Source organism: Streptomyces sp. NPDC006610, from assembly GCF_040611575.1.
Taxonomy (GTDB): Bacteria; Actinomycetota; Actinomycetes; order Streptomycetales; family Streptomycetaceae; genus Streptomyces.
On sequence record NZ_JBEXOP010000023.1, the window covers coordinates 38,793 to 58,787 of the forward strand.

A 19,995-nucleotide genomic window follows, 5' to 3' on the forward strand; every position below is an offset into this window, starting at 1 on the left:
TACGGCGTCAATAAAGAAGGACGGACCGGGCTTTCGGGCCACCGATTGAACAACTGTGGCGCAGGACACGTTTCTTGAAGGTATGGAGGAGCCCCTGATACCGGTTGGTCTCATGTCCCACACCGCTCACATACGAAGCCACCGGAAGCCCCGCCGCAACGCGCCCTCAGTGGCGGTGCGCGCCGGAGTGGCCGGTGGCATCCTCAGCACCGTGGCAGTGGCCGGCGCATCGGCCGCGGCGAACGCCGCGGAGCCGGTGACGCAGACCCTCGAACTGCCCACCCTCACGGCAGACCTGGCCGCCCAGGTCGCCCAGTCCGCGGACGCCACGGAGCTGGCGGCCGCGAACTACGAGCTGGAGGCGGAGCGCGACGCGGCGGCCGCCCAGGCGGCCAAGGAGGCCCGGGCCGACCTCGCCGAGGCCAAGAAGAAGGCGGAGGCCCGGAAGAAGGCCGCCGAGGCCGCGCGCAGGGCCGCCGCGGAGCGTGCCGCACGCGACGCCGAGCGGGCCGACCTCACCGCGACGACGACCACGTCCGCCGCCGCCACGGCCACCGTCACGACCGCCTCGGCGCCGGCGAGCGGCAGCGTCGCGACGGTCATCGCCTTCCTCAAGGCGCAGCTGGGCGACGCCTACGTCATGGGCGCCTCCGGCCCCAACGCCTGGGACTGCTCCAGCCTCGTCCAGGCGGCCTTCCGCCAGGTCGGCGTGGACCTCCCGCGCGTCTCCCAGGACCAGTCGATGGTGGGCACGGACGTCTCCCTGTCCAACCTCGCGGTGGGCGACATCCTGTACTGGGGCGGCAAGGGCTCGGCGTACCACGTCGGCGTGTACATCGGGAACGGCCAGTACCTCGACGCGGCGAACCCCTCCAAGGGCGTCGTGATCCAGGACCTGTCGGGCTACCCGGCGTCGGGCGCGGTCCGCGTCCTCTGACGCCGGACACGAGGGTCGGCCAGGGCGACGAAACGCCACAAGGGCACAGCAAGGGGCCGCAGCCGCTCGGGGCTGCGGCCCCTTGGCCGTCGTACGGCGGCCCTACGACCGTGCGGGACGGCCGTGGGGCCGCCGTACGGCCGTGCACGGCCCGCGCAGGCCCGGCCGTACGGCGGGGCGCGCAGGGCGGCCGTCGGCGGGGCGTGACCGCCGTACGGCCGGCCTGCGACGGTGTCAGGCCTTCGGCGCCACCTTGCTCAGCCCGTTGATGATCCGGTCCATCGCGTCGCCGCCCGTCGGGTCGGTGAGGTTGGCGAGCAGCTTCAGGGTGAACCGCATCAGCATCGGGTGCGTGAGACCCCGCTGGGCGGCGAGCTTCATGACCTTCGGGTTGCCGATGAGCTTCACGAAGGCCCGGCCGAGCGTGTAGTAGCCGCCGTAGGTGTCCTTCAGGACCTGCGGGTAGCGCCGCAGGGCCGCCTCGCGCTGGGCCGGGGTGGCCCGGGCGTGCGCCTGGACGATGACGTCGGCCGCGAGCTGCGCGGACTCCATGGCGTAGGCGATGCCCTCGCCGTTGAAGGGGTTCACCAGCCCGCCGGCGTCGCCGACCAGCAGCAGCCCGCGGGTGTAGTGCGGCTGCCGGTTGAAGGCCATGGGCAGCGCGGCGCCGCGGATCGGGCCGGTCATGTTGTCCGGGGTGTAGCCCCACTCCTCGGGCATGGACCCGCACCAGGCCATGAGCACCTCGCGCCAGTCCAGCTCCTTGAACGAGCTGGAGGTGTTCAGCACGCCCAGGCCGACGTTGGAGGTGCCGTCGCCCATGCCGAAGATCCAGCCGTAGCCGGGCAGCAGCCGGTCCTCGCCGGGGCCCCGGCGGTCCCACAGCTCCAGCCAGGACTCCAGGTAGTCGTCCTCGTGGCGGGGCGAGGTGAAGTACGTGCGCACCGCGACGCCCATCGGCCGGTCCTCGCGGCGGTGCAGGCCCATCGCCACCGACAGGCGGGTGGAGTTGCCGTCGGCGGCCACCACGAGCGGCGCGTGGAAGGTCACCTCCCGCTTCTCCTCGCCCAGCTTGGCGTGCACGCCGGTGATGCGGCCGGTGCGGTCGTCGATGATCGGGGCGCCGACGTTGCAGCGCTCGTACAGCCGGGCGCCCGCCTTCTGCGCCTGCCGGGCGAGCTGCTCGTCGAAGTCGTCGCGCTTGCGGACCAGCCCGTAGTCCGGAAAGGAGGCGAGATCCGGCCAGTCCAGCTGGAGCCGGACGCCGCCGCCGATGATGCGCAGGCCCTTGTTGCGCAGCCAGCCGGCCTCCTCGGAGATGTCGATGCCCATGGCCACGAGCTGCTTGACGGCGCGCGGCGTGAGGCCGTCGCCGCAGACCTTCTCGCGCGGGAACTCGGTCTTCTCCAGCAGCAGGACGTCGAGACCCGCCTTGGCCAGGTGGTACGCCGTCGTGGAACCCGCCGGGCCCGCGCCCACGACGATCACATCGGCGGTGTTCTCGGAGAGGGGTACGGAGTGGGGCTCGGACGCGTCAGTCACGGCGGGATCTCCCCAAGTTCGGAATCTGTGTGCCGATCGGCACTGGACACGGGCAGTCTATTCAGCAGAATTGATCAACCGGCCGAAGGGATGCCCAGTGAACCGAGTTCTGCCCGTGGTACGGCTGCGCGTCCCCACCGACGAGGACGCGGTCGCCTGGCACCGGGTCTTCGACCACCCGGACGTCATGGAGTTCCACGGCGGCCGGTCCGCCGAGCTGTCCGTCTACGAGGAGTTGACCGCCCGCCAGCGCAGGCACGACGCCGAGCTGGGCTTCTGCCTGTGGACCGTGCTCGACGAGCACGACCGGGTCCTCGGCTTCACCGGCGCGCAGCCCTGGGAGCGGCCCTGGGGGCCGACGGGCGAGATAGAGATCGGCTGGCGGCTCGGCCGGGAGCACTGGGGCAAGGGGTACGTCACGGCCGCCGCGCTGATGACGCTGGACCGGCTGCGGGCACGTGGCGTCAACGGCGTCGTCGCCATGGTCCGCGCCGCCAACCACCGCTCGATCGCGGTCACCCGGCGGCTCGGCATGCACCTCGCCGAGACCTTCACGAGCCCCGACTCGCACCAGCCGGCCCACTGCTACCGACTCCGACTGGACCTCGCTCACTCCGCGTGAGGTTCGTCCGGTTTCGGCTACGGAAAGCCACTTGACGCTTCCGGCGCCCTCCCCGGCGGCCACGCCGCCCGTACCGCTGGGGGTGACGACCGTGCCCACCACACCCAGGACGCGCCAGGTGCGCGTGACCGGGCTCGTCGGTCCGACGGCCGTGGACGCCCGTGCGGCCGCCGACGCGCACGGCGTCCGGCTCACCGCGCCCGACCGACCCGGCTTCCACCGCCCGGTCGTGTACCACGTCGCACGGCAGTACCCGCCGCCGGACGCCGAGGCGCCGCGCGGCTCGGCGGTCGCCGTGTGGTCCGACCCCGGGCGAGGGCGGCGGAGGCTCGGGCGTGCGCGAGCCGCGGCTGCCGGACGCCGCCGGGGGGCCTGCGCCGCGAGCGGGAGGCCGCGTCGGGCGACCCGGGCGCCGTGCTGCTCCTCGGGCTCCGCGGGTGAGGCTCAGCCCGCCTTGAAGCCCCGGTGCAGGGCCACGATCCCGCCGGACAGGTTCCGGTACGCCACCCTGGACCATCCGGCCTCGCGCAGCAGTGCGGCCAGCGCGGGCTGGTCGGGCCACTCCCGGATGGACTCGGCGAGGTACACGTAGGCGTCCGGGTTGGAGGAGACGGCCCGCGCGACGGGCGGCAGCGCCCGCATCAGGTACTCGGTGTAGACCTTGCGGAACGGCGCCCACGTCGGGTGCGAGAACTCGCAGATCACCACGCGCCCGCCGGGGCGGGTCACCCGCAGCATCTCGCGCAGCGCCGCGTCGGTGTCCTGCACGTTGCGCAGCCCGAACGAGATGGTGACCGCGTCGAAGACGTCGTCGGCGAAGGGCAGCCGCGTCGCGTCGCCCGCCGTCAGCGGCAGCCAGGGGTGCTTCTGCTTGCCCACCCGCAGCATGCCGAGGGAGAAGTCGCAGGGGACGACGTACGCGCCGGTGCGGGCGAACGGCAGGGAGGAGGTGGCCGTGCCGGCGGCCAGGTCGAGCACCTTCTGCGCGGGCCGGGCGTCGACGGCGCGGGCGACCTCTCTGCGCCACACCCGGTCCTGGCCGAGCGACAGCACGTCGTTGGTGAGGTCGTACCGTTCCGCCACGTCGTCGAACATCGAGGCGACTTCGTGCGGCTGCTTGTTCAGGGATGCGCGGGTCACGGGGTCATTGTGGCAGGAGGGGGTACGGCGCCACCGCAGCAGCCTCGGCCCGCCGCGCGGCGGCGTCCTCGGCCCACGTGCAGCAGAGGCAGACGGCAGAGCCCACCGGTTCCGCGAGCGCCTCCGGACTCACCGGCTCCGGTACACCAGCCGCCCCGCCACCACCGTGGCCACGCACGTCCCGGCCCCGCGCTCGGCCAGCTCCGCCTCGTCGCCCACGTCGAACACGGCGAACCGCGCCGCCGACCCGGTCTCCCGCGCGGGCGCGAACTCCACCGGGATTCCGGCCTCGTAGGGATCGAGGGCCGGCACGCCGCCGGGTGTCCCGAGCCGTCCGACCACCGCGAGGCCGGAGCGGCGCAGGGCCGCCGCCACGGCGGGGCGGGCGGGCTCCCCCGCCACCGCGACGGTGCCGTGCGCGAGCATCCGCTGCACCCCGCGCCGGGCGCTGGCGCCCCAGCGCGCGTCGTTCATCGACAGCGCCGCCAGCGCGTCCCCGGTGAGCGGGCGGTCGCCCAGCTCGCCGAACTCGCGCGGGTCCGGGTGGTACGCCTGCTCCAGCAGCTCAAGGCCGTGCGGATTGACCAGCCCCGGCGTGAGGATGCCGGGCCAGCGCCGCACGCGCGCGCCCTCGCCGACGGCGGCGAGGACGTCGTCCAGCGGGCCGACGGCCGCGATCCACTCGCCGCGCACGGCGAGGGCGCGGCCCCGGGAGTCGCAGTGAACCGTCAGCAAGCGGGCCTCAGTTGGCGGCGAGGATCTTCAGCTCGGGGTGGGCGGTGCCGCCCTCGATGGCCGTGGACGAGATGTGCGAGACGACGCGGTCGTCCACCGGGTCGTTGGCCGGGTCGTCGTGGACGACGAGGTGCTCGTACGTGGTGGACCGCTGCGCCGGGACCCGGTCGGCGGTGCGGATCATCTCGATCATCTCGATCAGGTTGGAGCGGTGCTTGGCGCCCGCCGCCGAGACGACGTTCTCCTCCAGCATCACCGAGCCGAGGTCGTCGGCGCCGTAGTGCAGGGTCATCTGGCCGGCGTCCTTGCCGGTGGTCAGCCAGGAGCCCTGGATGTGGGCGACGTTGTCGAAGAAGAGGCGGGCGACGGCGATCATCCGCAGGTACTCGAAGATCGTGGCCTGGGTGCGGCCCTTGAGGTGGTTGTTCTGCGGCTGGTACAGGTACGGGATGAAGGCGCGGAAGCCGCCCGTGCGGTCCTGCACGTCCCGGATCATCCGCAGGTGCTCGATCCGCTCGGCGTTGGTCTCGCCGGTGCCCATCAGCATCGTGGAGGTGGACTCGACGCCCAGGTTGTGGGCGGTCTCCATGATCTCCAGCCACCGCTCCCCGCTCTCCTTGAGCGGGGCGATCGCCTTGCGGGGCCGCTCGGGGAGCAGTTCGGCGCCGGCGCCGGCGAAGGAGTCGAGGCCGGCGGCGTGGATCCGCTGGATGGCCTCCTCCACGGACACCTTGGAGATCCGCGCCATGTGCTCGACCTCGCTCGCCCCCAGGCTGTGGATGACGAGCTGCGGGAACTCCTTCTTGATCGCCGCGAAGTGCTTCTCGTAGTACTCGACGCCGTAGTCCGGGTGGTGGCCGCCCTGGAACATGATCTGCGTGCCGCCCAGCTCGACGGTCTCCGCGCAGCGGCGCAGGATGTCGTCCAGGTCGCGGGTCCAGCCCTTGGCCGTGTCCTTGGGCGGGGCGTAGAAGGCGCAGAACTTGCACGCGGTGACGCAGACGTTGGTGTAGTTGATGTTCCGCTCGATGATGTACGTCGCGATGTGCTCGACGCCCGCGTACCGGCGGCGCCGGGCCGCGTCGGCGGCGGCGCCGAGCGCGTGCAGGGGGGCGTCGCGGTAGAGGTCGAGCGCCTCCTCGGGCGTGATCCGTCCCCCCTCGGCGGCACGGTCGAGCACGGACTGGAGGTCGGCCTTCTCGGTCACCGGGCGTCCCTTTCGTCAAGGCGTCAAGGGTGTGGACGGACTGGCTCAGCCTACGCCAGCCCTTCCCCGGGCCCCGCGTCAGGCCGCGTACGCCCCCGCGAGCATCCCGCCCAGCGCGCCCGCGAGGAGGAACGGGCCGAACGGGATCGCCGTCCTGCGCCCGGCCTTCCCGGCGACCAGCAGCGCGCCGCCGTACAGCGCGCCGAGCAGGAACGCGGCGAAGGTGCCCAGCAGCAGGGCCGGCCAGCCGTACCAGCCGAGCGCGGCGCCCGCGCCGAGGGCGAGCTTCACGTCGCCGAAGCCCATGCCGGCCGGGTTGAGCAGGAAGAGGAGGAAGTACCCGGTGCCGAGGGCGGGGGCGGCGAGCAGGGCGGTCGTCCAGTCGCCGGCGTGGCCGGGCAGCAGGGCGGCGAGGCCGAGGAGGGCGGGGACGGCCAGGGCGAGGGGGAGGGTGAGCGGGTCGGGCAGGCGCCGTACCCGCACGTCGATCACGGCGAGCAGCACCCCGACGGGCGCGAGCAGCAGCCAGACGCCCAGCTCGGGCCGGGCGCCGGTGGCGGCGGCGAGGACGCCGCAGACCAGGCCGGTGAGCAGGGGAAGCGCCGGCGGCGTGCCCGGGCACCGGACACACGCCCCGCGCCCCCGCAGCGGATGCCCGGCGGGACACGCGCTGCGCCACGGCTCCCCCGCGGGCACGGAGAACCGGTACGCGGCCCGCGGCAGCAGCGTTCCCGCCGCGGCTCCCCATCCCGCGGCGGCGAGCACGAGCGGCAGGCCGCCGCTCATCCCGCCTCGGTGGCGCCGGCGCGCCAGGCAGGCAGCAGTTCGTCCAGCAGCGCCTCGGTGCGCGGCGGCAGACCGCGGGCGCCGCTGCGGACGACCAGGTCGGCGGCGAGCGACCGCAGCCGGCCGGCGTCGCCGGTGGCGTGGGTGGCGCGCAGCAGTTCGTGCCAGAGCCGCTCGTCGGCCGGCGCCGTGCGCAGGGCGGCGTTCAGCGCCTCGATGGCCCGTTCCGCGCGGTCCTTCTCCAGGTGGAACGCGGACAGGGCGAGCCCGATGTCGGCGACGAGGAGCGGCAGCTGGGCGTCGACGATCTCGTGGGTGAGCCAGCGGTAGCGGTCCTCGGGCCGGTCGGCGAGCAGCGGGCCGCGCACCAGCACCAGCGCGTCGGTGAGCAGCCGGCCGCGGACGGCGCGGTTGTCGACGCCGCGGCCCCGCGTGGCCTCGTGGTAGAGGGAGCGCAGCACGTCGAGGTCGGAGACGACGGACTTGGCGAGGGTGAGCCTGCCGGTGCCGTCGGTGCGCAGCCGGGGGCTGCCGTCGGGGTCGGCGCCGAGCCAGGCGCGCAGCCGGTCGAGCAGTGCCTCGCGCACGTCGTCGGTGACGCCGCGCGGCCACAGCGCGGAGGCCAGCACGCGCGGGTGGACGCCCTCGCGGTGCAGCAGGAGCAGCGCGAGCGCCTCGTGCAGCAGCGCGCTGCGCTCCCCGTCGGGCGCGTCCAGACCGATGATCTCGTACGGCCCGACCAGCCGCGCGTACACCGCGGGCCGTCCCTGTTCGCTGATGTCGACGAGGAACGGCGGCGTGTGGGTGGGGCCGTCGGGATCGCGGTCGGGGTCGGCCGCCGCGAACAGCTCGACCACGGCGCGCTGCTGGGCGGCGGGCAGGAGCTGGGCGTCGAGTTCGAGGCCGAGCAGCGGGGCGAGCAGCCTGCCCTCGCCGGTGATCTCCATCTCCCAGGCGGCGCCGGGGAGTTCGCCGCTCTCGGTGCCGACGAGGTAGCCGATGCCGAGGCGGCTCGCGTCGGCGGCGAGTTCGGCGAGCTTGACGGCGTCCTCGGCGGAGGGCTGGGCGGCGAGGAGGACCAGGTGCGGGGCCCAACGGGTGTGCCGGGCCGGGCCGGTGCGGCCGGTGAGCACGGAGTCGTGCCCGGCGGCGCCGAGCGCCCCGCGCCGCTGCCGGGTCTCGGCCTCCATGGTCTCGATCAGGTCGTCGACGCCGTCGAGGTGGCGCAGCCGGTTGGGGGCGAGCGGGGTGAGGTCCTCGCCGAAGCCGACGAGCGTGATGGTCATGCGGTCGGACCAGCCGTTGGTGGCCAGCTCGGCGGCCACCGACGCGAACACGGCGGCCCGGTCGGCCTCGCTGCCGCTGAGCGAGACGATGCCGGGCACGGCCTCCAGGTTCAGCAGCAGCCGGGAGTCGTCCATGGCGCCGAGGGAGACGAGGCCGGGGTACGGGGCGGCGGCGTCGGTGTCCTCGTACCGCTCGGCGTCGGCGCGGGCGAGCAGCCAGAACGTCTGGTCCTGCCCCAGCCGCCAGGGCGCGGGCGGCTTCCCGGCCGGCTGGGCGAGCTGGAGGTGCAGGTCGCCGTTGCTGAGCCAGGCCGCGTACACGGTGGGCAGCGGGCGCGACTCGGCGGTCAGGGCGGCGGCCAGTCCCCGCAGGGACCGGTCCAGCAGTCGTACGCCTTCGGGGTCGGCGCCGACGAGCAGCGCGTCCTGCACGTCGAGGGCGTCCCCGGCGGGCGTGGGCGGCTCCATCCCGCGCCGCCCGCCAACGGCGCCGAGCGCCGACTGCCACAGGGCCTGCCGGCGACGCCGCCCGAGGGCGCCGAGGAGACCGGCGGCGAGGAGGGGGGCGCCGAGGAGCGCCTCGGGGAGTCCGAAGGAGCGGGAGTCGTGGCCGGCGGCGGAGACGGCGCGGGGCTGCTGGTGGCCGGGCTGCCGGTAGTCGGGTTGCCGGTCGAGGCCGGCGCCGGGAGCGGGCCGCTGCGGAGGCAGCGAGACCTCGGCGTCGCCGGCGCCGCCTGTTCCGCCGCCCTGCGCGTGACCGCTCCCGCTCTTGGCGTACTCGTCGATCTGCTGCTCGACCTCGGGCGACACCTCGGCCGCCTCGTCGGGCATCTCGACCAGCTCGCCGCCGCGGGCGTCGCCGGGCATCTCCATGATCCAGCCGGGCCGGATGAGGCTCGCCTCCGACAACCGCGAACCGTCCGGCTGCACCCGGTCCTTGTTGAGCTCGAAGATCTCCTTGTACCGGCGCCCGTCGCCGAGGTGCCGTTCGGCGATCTCCCAGAGGGAGTCGTGGTGACGCCCCTCGGGCGGCTGGATCCGGTAGTACTTGGTGTCGCCCTGTGCGGCAGGAGTGTTCACCTCGGCGTGGGACGCCTGCTCGGCGACCGCGGCGGCGGTCGCGGCGGCGGCCTGCTCCTGCTGCTGCAGGAAGATCCCCGGCGTCTGCTGGGCGGCGGCGACGGCGGGCCTCTGGTTGCCCTCCAGGTTCTGCCCGAGCTGCGACAGCCCCGGAGCGAAGCTCGCGGCCGTGGCCCCGGCCAGCAGCAGCGCGGCGACCAGCTGCCGGGCGAGCAGCTGACTGGGCCCGGCGCCCGGCACCCGCCCGGGCACGCCGACGCCGGACAACGCGGCCCTGACCTCCACGAGCACGCAGGCGGTGAACTGCGCCCAGGCCAGCCAGACGACGAAGGTGAGGATGTTCAGGAACGTGTCGACGGTGACCGGCTCACTGAGCCAGTCCAGCGACGGCGCCTCGGTCGGCAAGGGCCACCCGGTGAACGTCGCCAGCGCGACCGGCACCCCGACGACGAGACCGAGCAACGCCACGAGCGCGAAGAACGCCTTCACGAAGTCCCCGAACGACCTCCGCCGTATCCGCACGGGCTGCGGCGTCCGGTTCACCGGCGTCCCCGTCGAGCTGGCCGAGCTGGAGGTGCGGCGTCGTGGCATGGCGGGTGTCCTGGGGTGTGGGAGGAGGTATCCGGTCGTGGGGGCTGGGGGGTTGGGTGGAGCCTACCGGGATCTTATGGACTCGGCCGGGGCCGTGGGCGGGCGGATGGGCGGCGGTTGGCTCCTGGGATCTTCGACGACTCGGCACCCCGCCACGGCTGGAGACCTCGATTAGTCTCGACGCCGTTGCAGGGCAGGCGCTGACGGACGTGACGGGAGTTGAGGACGGTGTCCCCCAGGCCGACGGACTGGCACGTACTCGACCTGGACAAGGACCCGACACCCGGCGACCCGGACCGCATCCGCCAACTGGCGCGCGCCCTGCACGACTTCGCCGACGACGTGGGCGAGGCGCTGCGCGACCTCAAGGGCCTGGCCAAGGAGGAGGAAATCCTCACCTGGGCGGGCAAGACGGCGAAGGTGTTCGCCGAACAGTTCGGCGACGCCCCGAAGAAGCTGCGCAAGCTGAGGAAGTCCTACGACTTGGCCGGCGACGCTCTCGCCTCCTTCTGGCCCGACTTGCAGACGGCCCAGGAGAAGGCGGACCGGGCCCTGCGTGACGGCCGCAAGGCCCGCGACGAGCTGAACGCCGCGCAGTCGTCGCTCGCGGGCGCCGAGGACTGGGTGCGCGCGGCCACCGCGAAGCCCGACGGCGGCAGGGACGTCCCCGAGCCCGACGAGGCCGAGGTCCGCCGCGCCACCCGCAACGCCCAGCACGCCGAGGCCCGCCGGGCGGCGGCCCAGCGAGACGTCGAGTCGGCCCGGAACGCCCTCGACGCGGCCAAGAAGCTCGCCGCCCAGGCGGCAGGACTGCGAGAGGAGGCGGCGCGCCGCACGGTCACCGAACTCCGGGAGGCGTCCGACGCCGGCATCCCCAACCGGCACTGGTGGGAGGAGATCGGCGACTGGGTCTCCGACCACTGGGACGAGATCGTCACCGTCTGCAAATGGGTCGTGGCCATTCTCGGCATCATCGTGATGATCGTCGGCGGCCCCCTGGGCTGGCTGGTCTTCGCGGCGGCCCTGATCGTCCTGGCGGACACGATACGAAAAGTGCTCAACGGGACGGCGGGATGGGGAGACCTGCTGTGGGCGGCGTTGGACTGCATACCCGCGACGAAGGGCATCACCAGCCTGGCGAAGCTGGGGATGTTGTGGAAGGCGGGAGGAATGAAAGGCCTGGGGGCAGCCTTCCAGCACGGCATCACCAGCGGTCTCCTCAGTTACGCCCGGAATCTGCGCAGCACGGCGATGATGGGGAAGGCCAGATTCTGGAAGGCTTTGCAGAGCGTCGACTCCAGAATCCCGGCCCCACCCGCACGCAAACCCGACGCCGAGCTCATATCAGGCGACGCCGTATACCACGGTAACCATTCGACTGCCATCGGGTACGACGAACGCACACTGGCGAACTTCGCCAAGGTCAAGCCGGAGACCGGATATCACGACGTGATCGTTCACGGCGCCGATGAAGGAATGGCCGTCCCCGGTCGCGTGAATCACTACGGGACAGAGTTCGCATCAGAACTCCATCCGTCACACCTGGCCGACGCCGTCCGCGGAAATCCCGCGTACGACGGCGGACCAGTTCGGCTCATTTCCTGCCACTCGGGCAGCATCGCCGAGGGAGTCGACGACGTTCCCATAGCCCAGCACGTGGCCAACAACCTGGGAGTACCTGTCAAGGCGCCAACAGATACAGTTGGAACAGACCGAACAATCAGCGAGCCACAGGTTCCAGAGATCGCGAACGACGGCTACTGGCGGACTTTCCTCCCCCTCACCGACTGACGTCATCCACGGAGTGACACAATGACTCTACGACTCGCAATTCAGCGCGAATTCCTGCCTGCACACCTTCAAAATGACTCAGCCGTGGAACTGACCCGATCGACGTCTGAGCACCCTCTGCCGGACAGTCAGCGCATCACAACCTACCTGGCATCGGGTCACGAATTGTTCTCCGCCATGGGAGCACGTCGAGACGCACTCGGAGGAGAAGAAATGATCATCGGTGCCGACTCTTTGAGGACTGATGGCGTTTGGTTGTGGCGAGAGGATCTACGCTATTACTTCAGCCGATACCACATCACCCTTCCCGCCGATTTTCTCGCTTTCATCCGCGAGCACGACTACTCAGTGCCCAAGATTTCCACGGAGGAATTGAGTCGACTCTCCGTCGAACGGCGACAGATCTTTACCAGGCCTACCTCCTCCTAGCCGACCGATATTGGAATTGAGGAGTTGACATCAGGTGACTGAAAGTCGCCCTATGGCTCATGTCGGAGCGGGGGTGCCAGTCGGGGTCTCGCTGGCGGTACCGGACTCCTGGTGGGAGTTCGACATCCGCCCGGAAGGCCGGGACACCACCATTCGCGCACTGGTCGACGAGCGGATCCGCGAGACGCCGGAACTGTCGCCCTACCGCGCCGACTTGACCGCCATGCTCCGCAAGATGGCCAAGGAGGCCCACGACTCCGGCGCCGTCTACCTCGGCTGCATGGCCGAGAACTTCGACGGCGTGCCCCTCTCCGCCACCGTCACGGTCTCCGTCCTCGGCGCCGAGAACAAGCAGGGCGTCACCCTGTCCACCGACCCCCGGGCCATCGCCGAGAACCTCCGGACGATCACACCCCGCCGGGAGGGCGACGCCTGGCGCAAGGTCACGACTGTCGAGATTCCCGAGGTCGGCCCCGCCGCCCGGACCTACGGCGTGGAGGACGTGCCCGTCGCCCACGGCGACAGCCGCACCCTCCGCATGGTCCTGATGCAGACGTACATCCCCGTCCCCGGAACCACCGACAAGGTCGTCCTCGTCTCCGGAGCCAGTCCGGTGCTCGACCTGGCCGAGGCCTTCCACGACATCTTCGACGCGGTGACCGGCACCTTCCGCTTCGTCTGACGTACCAGCAGGGCGACCTCGTGCCTGAAGAAGTAGTGGACCGGCATCATCGAATCCTCTCCCCAGCACCGCCAACGAGCGGGCTGCCGATTCCAGCGACCGCACAGCCGGCACGCAACTTGCCGCGATGACACACCGCACACTCATGCCGACCACCCCAAGGGGGTTTACAGTGATCCGAACCGTCGGATTCTTCCTCGAACTCTCGCCGGGCTGGCATCTCCTGACGGACGGATCGATCAGGAACGCCGTCAAAAGTGAGGGGGAGCCCGACGAAAAAAGGATCATCTCGTACCTCATTAATGGTACTGGTCTCTGGAGCGAGACCAGCGCAGGGCCGGATGTCCTCGATCCGGACGCTCCAGACATGACAGGCGTTGGTTCCCTGCGCACAGATGGCCTATGGATCTGGCGAGAAGACTTGCATTACTACGTCGCCATGTATCACGTTTCCCTGTCGAACGAATTTCTCGCACACGTCAGAAGCATGAAATACACGGCACCCGCTGTACCCGCCTCCCGACTCATCGACATTTCGAAGGAGCTGGGGATCCTCCAGTGACAAGTCACCCGGTCGGCGCGGAGTCCGAAGCCGGCCAGGTGACGAACATCTACCTCTCCGCCCGGCCTACCGGCCGGACGTCTCCGTGAGGTCCGCGTTGAGCACCGCGAATCCCGCGGCTCGGGGATCGGAACGTGCAGCACACGCTGAAGGGTCCGGGTGAATCCCGCCGGGTCCTTCTGGCTGCCCCGGTGCAGACCCTCATGTGACGAGCCGACCATCAGCTCTCCTTCCTGAAGGGTGTGATCAACGCGTCACACCGCGCGCCGGTCACGGCCCACCACGTCCCGTCAGCCCGTACGCTGAACCCGTCCGTGACCCTTCGGCGTGCTGAGGAGCTGACACATGGGCAAGGGCAAGAGCGACCTCGCGCTTCCGCTGAGCGAACTGGAGGGCTACGGCGGCAAGCTGCGGTCCATCAAGACCCGGCTGGACCACACCAAGAAGCTCTTCGAGTCGTACCGGGACGACATCGCCCACGGCAGCGTCAACGAGGCACTCGGCGACTTCGAGTCCAACTGGGAGGACGGCCGCGAGGACATCACCCAGCAGCTCGACGCCCTCGCCGACATGTCCGACGCGGTCGTCCGCGAGTTCAAGAAGCTGGACCTGGACCTCGCCAAGAAGGCCAAGGACGGGGTGAAGACGCAGGAGAAGGGCGGCGGCAAGTAGTCGCCGGGACAGTCCGCAACTCCTCGGAACAGACGGCCACGACGCTTCCGCCGAGCGGCGAAGGAGCTTCGCCGGGCCCGGTCGGCAGCGCCGCTCACCCCACCTCGTTCTCCGCCACGGCCTGCCCGTGCACCACCACGTCCCCGCCGTAGAACAACCCCGTGAACACCGGTGAGTACGTCAACTGGATGTCCACCTCGACCACTTCCGCGGTCGCCGTCACGCACCGGCTCGCCGCGATGTCGGCGCCGGTCATGTTCATCTCGCGGGCGAACGCCTTCACGCGGGCGTCGCAGTTCTCGTAGTTGATCGGCGCGGGGCCGCCCTCGTTGTCGTAGAGGGCCTCGCGGTCGATGTCCTGGGCCGCGTAGCGCGCCGCCTGTTCGGCGATGTCCGCCGCGCGTTCCCGCTTGGAGATGGACAGGCCGCCGTCGATCACGAAGGCGGAGAGGGTGAGGAAGACCAGCGCGAAGATGATCACCGCGCCGGCGCCCGAGCCGGAGTCGTCCAGTGCCCTGCGGCGGACGGCCCACCAGCGCGCGTTCACGCCGACCTCCGGAACGGGTCCAGCGGAGAGCTGAAACTCGACGTCAGGGTCGTCGGGATGTCCAAACCCAGCATGGCCAGGCCGCGCACCTCGCAGCTGACCTCGATCGTGAAGATGGTGTCGGGCGCGAAACCGGCGCTGGTCTGCCGTACCGACACCGGTCCCGAGCAGACGTCCTCCAGGTTGGCCTCGGCGGCCTTGCGGGCCTCCGCCATCGCCGTGGCGTGGTCCTTCTGGATCGAGCCGGCGCGCGCCGCGTCCCGGGCGGCGCCGTCGAGGGCGCCGCGGCCGTCGACCAGCTGGCCGAACGCCACCAGGACCAGGATGAAGAGGATCATCACCGGCGCGAGGATCACGACCTCGACCGTGGACAGGCCCCGGTCGGTCTCGTCGTGCGCCGGCCGAGAGCGCCGCGGCGGGGAGAGGTTCATCTAGTCCTCGCCCTCCGGCACGAAGCGTTCCACCGGGCCCGCCGACCGCGCGTGCACCGTCAGGTCCAGGCCCGGGAACACCGTCGGGACCCGCGCGGTGATCTCCACGCCCACCGTGTTCGGCTCCGGCTGGAGCATCGTCACGGTCGGCGACAGCACCAGCTGCGGGCCGAGCTGGTCGATGTAGCTGTCCACCACGCCCCGCGCCTCGCCCCGCCAGCCGCCCGGCTGCTCGTCGGCCGTCGCGCGGGCCTTGCGCGCGCCCGCCTGCGCCGCCGCCTGGGCGACGTGGTCGGCGAAGAAGTACAGCGCGAACTGAACCGTCGCGAAGATCATGAAGAACAGTACGGGGGTCAGCAGCACGAACTCGATCGCGGTCATGCCGGAGTCGCCGCGGGCGGCCACGCCCTCGCGCGCGGCTCTCGCCCGGCGGCGCACCCATGCGCTCACGCCCACCATCGACCCCCTCACACCGTCACTCCGTCAACCCCCGTGCCCCGGTCACCCGCACCCGCCCGCGTACGAGCGATCAGCAGGTCTTGCCCGCGTCCGCGCCCTTGATGCAGTCGCCGACCTTGTTGGCGCCCTCGCTCAGCGCGGCGTTGATGATGGCGGCCACGACGCCGACGATCGCCACGACGACCGCGGAGATGATGACCCACTCCACCGCGGAGGCGCCGCGGTCGAGCTCGCCGGAGCGGGCACGCTCGACGCGGGCCCGCAGGAAGGTGACCAGGAAGTCCATCGCCGGAATGCCGGTGCTGAAGTTCCGTCCGTTCATGGTGGTTGTCCTCTCGATGATCAGAAGCTCAGAAGGCCGGGAAGTCGAGGAAGTCAGAAGATCGGCTATCGGTTCGCCCCGTCCGGGCAAGCGGTCCGGACTCACACCTGGAACACGCGCATCGCCGCCGGAAAGATCAGGAACACCAGGAACCCCGCGCACAGCAGCAGCTGCGCCACGAGCATGGACTGCGACTTCTCGCCCGCGCTGCCCTCGATCTCGGCCAGTTCGCGGTGGCGCATGGTCTCCGCGCGGGAGGCGAGGGACTCGCGGACCTTGGCGCCGTCGTCGGCGACCAGGGCCAGCGACGCCGACAGGTCCTTCAGCTCCTCCACACCCAGCTCCTCGCCGAGCTGCCCCAGCGCCTGCCACTGGCTGAGGCCGGTGATCCGGGCGTCGGCGAGGGCGTTGCGGATGCGCCGCGTCGCCCAGCCGTCGGAGACCTCCGCCGCCGCCATCAGGGCCTCGGGCAGGCCCCGGCCGCCGGCCAGGCTCATCGACACCAGGTCGAGGTAGGCGCCGATCACGCGCCGCAGGTCACGCCGCTTGGCGGCCGCGTCCCGCCGTACCTCCAGGTCGGGCAGGACGAAGAAGACGCCCGCGCACAGCAGCGCCAGCCACACCGGGACGATCGGGCTGCGGCCGACGCCCAGCGTCCAGACGACGGCGAAGAGGAACGGCCCGAAGAACAGGCCCGTCACCGCCAGCAGCGCCTTCGTCGCCAGGAACTTCTCCCAGCTGCGCTCCAGCACCGCGAGGTCCGCCCGCAACGACCGCTGCTCCCAGCCCTGCTGGAGGTAGAACTCCGCGACCCGCCGCCCCACCTGGGCACGCAGCGCGCCGAACCGGCCGGTGTCCTGCACCGTCCGGGCCGACTCGTACGCGGTCCCGCGCGCCCGCATCGCGTCGATCCGGGCGACCTGCGCGAGCGGGCTGCGTCTGGTCGGGATCAGCGCGCGGACGAGGGCGTACACGCCCAGACCGAGGACCGCGCCGACTACGATCGGCATCGTCAGGTCGTTCACCGTCGTGCCCCCTCGTCCGACGGAAGCGTCTGAACCGGCGCGGCGGGCGTCCGCGGCCGTACGAACTGCACCGCCGCGTCGTCGCGCACCAGGAACCGCTCCGGCGTCTCGATGGTCGACAGCTTGCGCAGCCACCAGAAGCCGAGCCCGAACAGCCCGCACACACAGGCCAGGACGAGCTGGCCGACCGGACTGCCGTACGGCTCCACGAACTCCCGGTTGAAGACGGACAGTCCGAGGACGAAGGCGATGGAGACGCCCACGACGATCTGCACCGAGCGGCGGGTCGAGGCGCGCTGCGCCATCACGCGCTGACGCATGTCGACCTCCTCGCGCGCCGACTTGGCGAGCGCGCCGAGGACCTGGCGCAGACCGGGGCCGCGCAGGCGGGCGTTGAGGATGAGCGCGGCGACGATGATGTCGGCCGAGGCGTCGTCGATCTCGTCGGCGAGCGCCTGGAGCGCCTCGGGCAGCGGGGTGCGGGCGCGCAACCGGTCGACCAGGGCGTCGAGATGGGGCCGCAGGACGGGCGCGGCGGCACGGGCGGAGGCGGGGATCGCCTGTTCCAGGCCGACGGCGCCGGCGATGGTGTCGCGCAGCGATTCGGTCCAGGAGGCGAGGGCCTCGACGCGGCGCATGGCGGCGCGCTCCTCGGCGGCGCCGCCGAAGAGACGGTCCCAGAAGAAGACGAGCACGCCGGCCGCGATGCCGGCCACGGCCCAGCGGGTGAGCAGCAGGACGGCGAGGCCGATCAGGGCGGCCAGGGAGCCGCGCCGGCCGGCGAAGCGGAGCAGTTCACCCGCCCGCTCACCGGCCCTCTGCCTCTCGTGGTCCGGCCTGGCGGGCAGTCCGCGTACGGCGACCAGCAGCAGCGCGAGTCCGCCGCCCACGGCGACGCCGCAGGCGAGGGCGTACAGCACGGTCGTGGAGAACAGTCCGCCCATGGAGCCGAGCGAGTCGAGAGCGGCGAGTTTCATGGTCGTCATCCCCAGGTCCCGGTGGGCCGGTAGCCGTGCGCGATCAGTTCCTCCACGCAGGCGATCGGCGCGTGCGGCACCACCCGCCCGTCGGGCAGTTCGGCGAACACCTCGCTGGACAGCACGCGGCCGTCCACGCCGTTGACCTCCCGGACGGAGGTGACCATGCGCTGGAGCCGGCCGCCGCTCTGGTAGTCGTTGCGCCGCTGGATGAACACGACGAAGTTGACCGCGCCCGCTATCAGCATCTGGCTGGCCTCGATGGGCAGTCGCTCGGAGGCCTGCAGCGCGTAGGTGGAGATGCGGTTGAAGACCTCGCTGGAGCTGTTGGCGTGGATCGTGGACAGCGAGCCGTCGTTGCCCTGCGACATGGCGTTGAGCATGGTGACGATCTCGTCGCCCAGGACCTCGCCGACGATGACGCGGGAGGGGTTCATGCGCAGCGAACGGCGCACCAGCTCGGCCATGCCGATCGCGCCCTGCCCCTCGGAGTTGGGCAGCCGCTCCTCGAACGCGACGACGTTCGGATGGAGTTCGGGGAACTGGTCGAGCCCCAGCTCCAGCGCGCGTTCCACGGTGATGAGCCGCTCGTGGGGCGGGATCTCGTTGGCGAGGGCGCGCAGCAGGGTCGTCTTCCCGGCGTTGGTGGCGCCGGCGATCATGATGTTCTTGCGGGCGCGGACCGCGCAGGCGAGGAAGTGGCCGACCTCCGGGGTGAGGGTGCCGTTGCCGACGAGGTCGGAGATGAAGACCTTGCCCATGCGGGCGCGGCGGATGGACAGGGCGGGGCGCCGGGCGACGTCCATGACGGCCGAGAGCCGGGACCCGTCCGGGAGGCGCAGGTCGAGCTGGGGGTTGGCGGAGTCGAAGGGCCGGGAGGAGAGTCCGGAGTAGGCGCCGAGGACCTGGATCAGCTCGATCAGCTCCTCGTCGGTCTCCGCGACCGGTTCCCCGCGCACCTCGCGGCCGTCCGCGTAGCCGACGAAGACCTGGTCGCAGCCGTTGATGTCGATGTTCTCGACCTGCGGATCGTCCAGCAGCGGCTGGAGCCGGCCCACGCCGAACAGGGCCGCGTGCACGGCCGCCGCGTACTGTTCCTCGGTCTCCGCGTCGAGGGGGGTCCGGCCCGCGTTGATCTCGGCGCGGGCGTAGTCCTCCAGGATCTGGGCGATGACGGCGCGGGCGTAGTGCCGTTCGTCCTCGTTGGACATCGGCGTGACGCCGTTGACCTGGTCGAGGCGGCGCTGCTCGGCGATGCGGTCGCCGGCCTCCTGCCGGAACCGCTTGACCAGCTGGTGGTCGACAGCGGTCATCGCCCGGCTCCCGCGTGGCCGCCGGCCTGGCCCTGACCCTGGGCGGGCACGGACCAGGCGGCGCCGTACTGCTGGTACAGGTCGGCGGTGACCTTGCGGGCGGAGCGGATCAGCAGGGACTTGTCGAGCCGTCCGCGCTTGCGCCCGGCCAACTGGTCGGCGCCGGCGGGGTCGTCGGCGATGGTGCCGACGACGCGCGCGCCCGTCTGGGCGTGCACGAGCATGTCGTTGACCTGCCCGGCGAGCTTGCCTGCGGTGCCCGGGTCGGCGATCAGGACGACGCCGATCAGCGGCGTGGCGAGGCTCGCGGCGCCGCGCGGGCCGCCGTGCAGCTTGGCGGAGAGGGCGGCGGCCCGGTCCCGTACCCGGGCGAGGGCCTCGGGCTCGGTGCGGGAGATCAGCAGCACCAGCGCGGCGTGCGGGAACAGCTCCAGCGCGGGCGTGTCCCCGCTGATGCGTCCGCAGTCGGCGATGACGTCGGCGGGCGCGTGCGGGGAGTCGGCGAGCGAGGCGAAGGCGCGCCCCAGGGTGGGCCACAGCCCGGTGAGCCCGGCGGCCTGTTCGGCGATGCCGAGGCCGACGAGCACCTCGAGCCCGCCGCTCAAGGGCTGTACGTGGTCCCACAGTTGGTCGGGCACCAGCCCCCGGCGCGCGGTGGCGGCGATGGACAGCATCCCGGTGTTCGGGTTGAGCGGCCCGCCGTGCGCCGCGGCGGAGCGGTACACCAGGTCCCCGCCGGCCGGATCGGTCTCGGCCAGCAGAACGCGCCGCGGCCAGACCGCCGCGAGGGCGACGGCCGCGGTGGTGACGCCGGGGGAACCCTTGTCGGCGGCGAGAGCGATGAGCGCCATGGGTGTGG

The 19,995-nt window shown here is 71.8% G+C and carries 20 protein-coding genes; 6 read left to right on the plus strand and 14 right to left on the minus strand.

Annotation, left to right across the window (positions count from 1 at the left end; all coding sequences use genetic code 11):
• Positions 1–82: 82 nt before the first annotated feature.
• A complete protein-coding gene (locus tag ABZY13_RS19660) occupies positions 83–937 on the plus strand; it encodes a C40 family peptidase (protein WP_356632348.1) in 855 nt (284 codons plus the stop codon).
• Positions 938–1,171: 234 nt separating this feature from the next.
• Here the strand turns inward: ABZY13_RS19660 and ABZY13_RS19665 are convergent, their stop codons facing one another.
• A complete protein-coding gene (locus tag ABZY13_RS19665) occupies positions 1,172–2,479 on the minus strand; it encodes a geranylgeranyl reductase family protein (RefSeq protein WP_356632350.1) in 1,308 nt (435 codons plus the stop codon).
• 97 nt (positions 2,480–2,576) lie between these two features.
• Here ABZY13_RS19665 and ABZY13_RS19670 point away from each other — a divergent pair, with 97 nt between their 5' ends.
• Complete coding sequence (locus ABZY13_RS19670) at positions 2,577–3,101, plus strand: GNAT family N-acetyltransferase (protein WP_356632352.1); 525 nt, start codon at positions 2,577–2,579, stop codon at positions 3,099–3,101.
• 444 nt (positions 3,102–3,545) lie between these two features.
• Here ABZY13_RS19670 and ABZY13_RS19675 read toward each other — a convergent pair whose 3' ends face one another.
• From ABZY13_RS19675 to ABZY13_RS19695, 5 genes are all read right to left on the minus strand, one after another.
• A complete protein-coding gene (locus tag ABZY13_RS19675) occupies positions 3,546–4,241 on the minus strand; it encodes a demethylmenaquinone methyltransferase (protein WP_356632354.1) in 696 nt (231 codons plus the stop codon).
• 129 nt (positions 4,242–4,370) lie between these two features.
• Positions 4,371–4,976 carry a hypothetical protein gene (locus ABZY13_RS19680; RefSeq protein WP_356632356.1) on the minus strand — a complete coding sequence of 202 codons (606 nt, stop codon included), beginning with the start codon at positions 4,974–4,976 and terminating at the stop codon, positions 4,371–4,373.
• Positions 4,977–4,983: 7 nt separating this feature from the next.
• Positions 4,984–6,183: a cyclic dehypoxanthinyl futalosine synthase gene (gene mqnC, locus ABZY13_RS19685; protein ID WP_356632358.1), complete on the minus strand. Its 1,200-nt coding sequence runs from the start codon at positions 6,181–6,183 to the stop codon at positions 4,984–4,986.
• A gap of 78 nt (positions 6,184–6,261) precedes the next feature.
• The gene (locus tag ABZY13_RS19690) at positions 6,262–6,969 is read right to left on the minus strand and encodes an A24 family peptidase (RefSeq protein ID WP_356632360.1); all 708 of its coding nucleotides are present in this window, start codon (positions 6,967–6,969) and stop codon (positions 6,262–6,264) included.
• Positions 6,966–9,926, minus strand: a complete 2,961-nt coding sequence (locus tag ABZY13_RS19695) for a BTAD domain-containing putative transcriptional regulator (protein ID WP_356632362.1) — start codon at positions 9,924–9,926, stop codon at positions 6,966–6,968. Before ABZY13_RS19695 ends, ABZY13_RS19690 begins: the two co-directional genes overlap by 4 nt.
• Before the next feature lie 228 nt (positions 9,927–10,154).
• Between ABZY13_RS19695 and ABZY13_RS19700 the strand changes: the two genes are divergently transcribed.
• The 4 genes from ABZY13_RS19700 (at position 10,155) to ABZY13_RS19715 (ending at position 14,062) form a co-directional block, all read left to right on the plus strand.
• Positions 10,155–11,717 carry a putative T7SS-secreted protein gene (locus ABZY13_RS19700; RefSeq protein ID WP_356632364.1) on the plus strand — a complete coding sequence of 521 codons (1,563 nt, stop codon included), beginning with the start codon at positions 10,155–10,157 and terminating at the stop codon, positions 11,715–11,717.
• A gap of 589 nt (positions 11,718–12,306) precedes the next feature.
• Positions 12,307–12,828, plus strand: a complete 522-nt coding sequence (locus tag ABZY13_RS19705; protein ID WP_356632501.1) for a hypothetical protein — start codon at positions 12,307–12,309, stop codon at positions 12,826–12,828.
• Between the two features lie 172 nt (positions 12,829–13,000).
• Entirely contained in the window at positions 13,001–13,390 is a 390-nt protein-coding gene (locus ABZY13_RS19710) for a hypothetical protein (RefSeq protein ID WP_356632366.1), read from the plus strand.
• Between the two features lie 345 nt (positions 13,391–13,735).
• Positions 13,736–14,062: a hypothetical protein gene (locus tag ABZY13_RS19715; RefSeq protein ID WP_356632368.1), complete on the plus strand. Its 327-nt coding sequence runs from the start codon at positions 13,736–13,738 to the stop codon at positions 14,060–14,062.
• Positions 14,063–14,156: 94 nt separating this feature from the next.
• Here the strand turns inward: ABZY13_RS19715 and ABZY13_RS19720 are convergent, their stop codons facing one another.
• The 8 genes from ABZY13_RS19720 to ABZY13_RS19755 all read right to left on the minus strand — a co-directional run bounded on the left by ABZY13_RS19720 (position 14,157) and on the right by ABZY13_RS19755 (position 19,987).
• Positions 14,157–14,609, minus strand: coding sequence for a pilus assembly protein TadG-related protein (locus ABZY13_RS19720; protein WP_356632370.1), 453 nt, complete (start codon positions 14,607–14,609; stop codon positions 14,157–14,159).
• Complete coding sequence (locus tag ABZY13_RS19725) at positions 14,606–15,040, minus strand: TadE/TadG family type IV pilus assembly protein (protein WP_356632372.1); 435 nt, start codon at positions 15,038–15,040, stop codon at positions 14,606–14,608. The genes ABZY13_RS19720 and ABZY13_RS19725 overlap by 4 nt, the downstream gene beginning before the upstream one ends.
• Positions 15,041–15,421, minus strand: coding sequence for a TadE family protein (locus tag ABZY13_RS19730; RefSeq protein ID WP_356632503.1), 381 nt, complete (start codon positions 15,419–15,421; stop codon positions 15,041–15,043).
• Between the two features lie 148 nt (positions 15,422–15,569).
• Positions 15,570–15,821 (minus strand): hypothetical protein, encoded by a 252-nt coding sequence (locus ABZY13_RS19735; protein WP_129799371.1) that lies wholly within the window; start codon positions 15,819–15,821, stop codon positions 15,570–15,572.
• A gap of 101 nt (positions 15,822–15,922) precedes the next feature.
• Entirely contained in the window at positions 15,923–16,831 is a 909-nt protein-coding gene (locus tag ABZY13_RS19740) for a type II secretion system F family protein (protein WP_356632375.1), read from the minus strand.
• Positions 16,832–16,842: 11 nt separating this feature from the next.
• Complete coding sequence (locus ABZY13_RS19745; RefSeq protein WP_356632505.1) at positions 16,843–17,823, minus strand: type II secretion system F family protein; 981 nt, start codon at positions 17,821–17,823, stop codon at positions 16,843–16,845.
• A 5-nt stretch (positions 17,824–17,828) separates the two neighbouring features.
• On the minus strand, positions 17,829–19,136 hold the full coding sequence (locus ABZY13_RS19750) for an ATPase, T2SS/T4P/T4SS family (protein WP_356632377.1): 1,308 nt from the start codon (positions 19,134–19,136) through the stop codon (positions 17,829–17,831).
• Entirely contained in the window at positions 19,133–19,987 is an 855-nt protein-coding gene (locus ABZY13_RS19755) for a hypothetical protein (protein WP_356632379.1), read from the minus strand. The genes ABZY13_RS19750 and ABZY13_RS19755 overlap by 4 nt, the downstream gene beginning before the upstream one ends.
• Between the last annotated feature and the right edge of the window lie 8 nt (positions 19,988–19,995).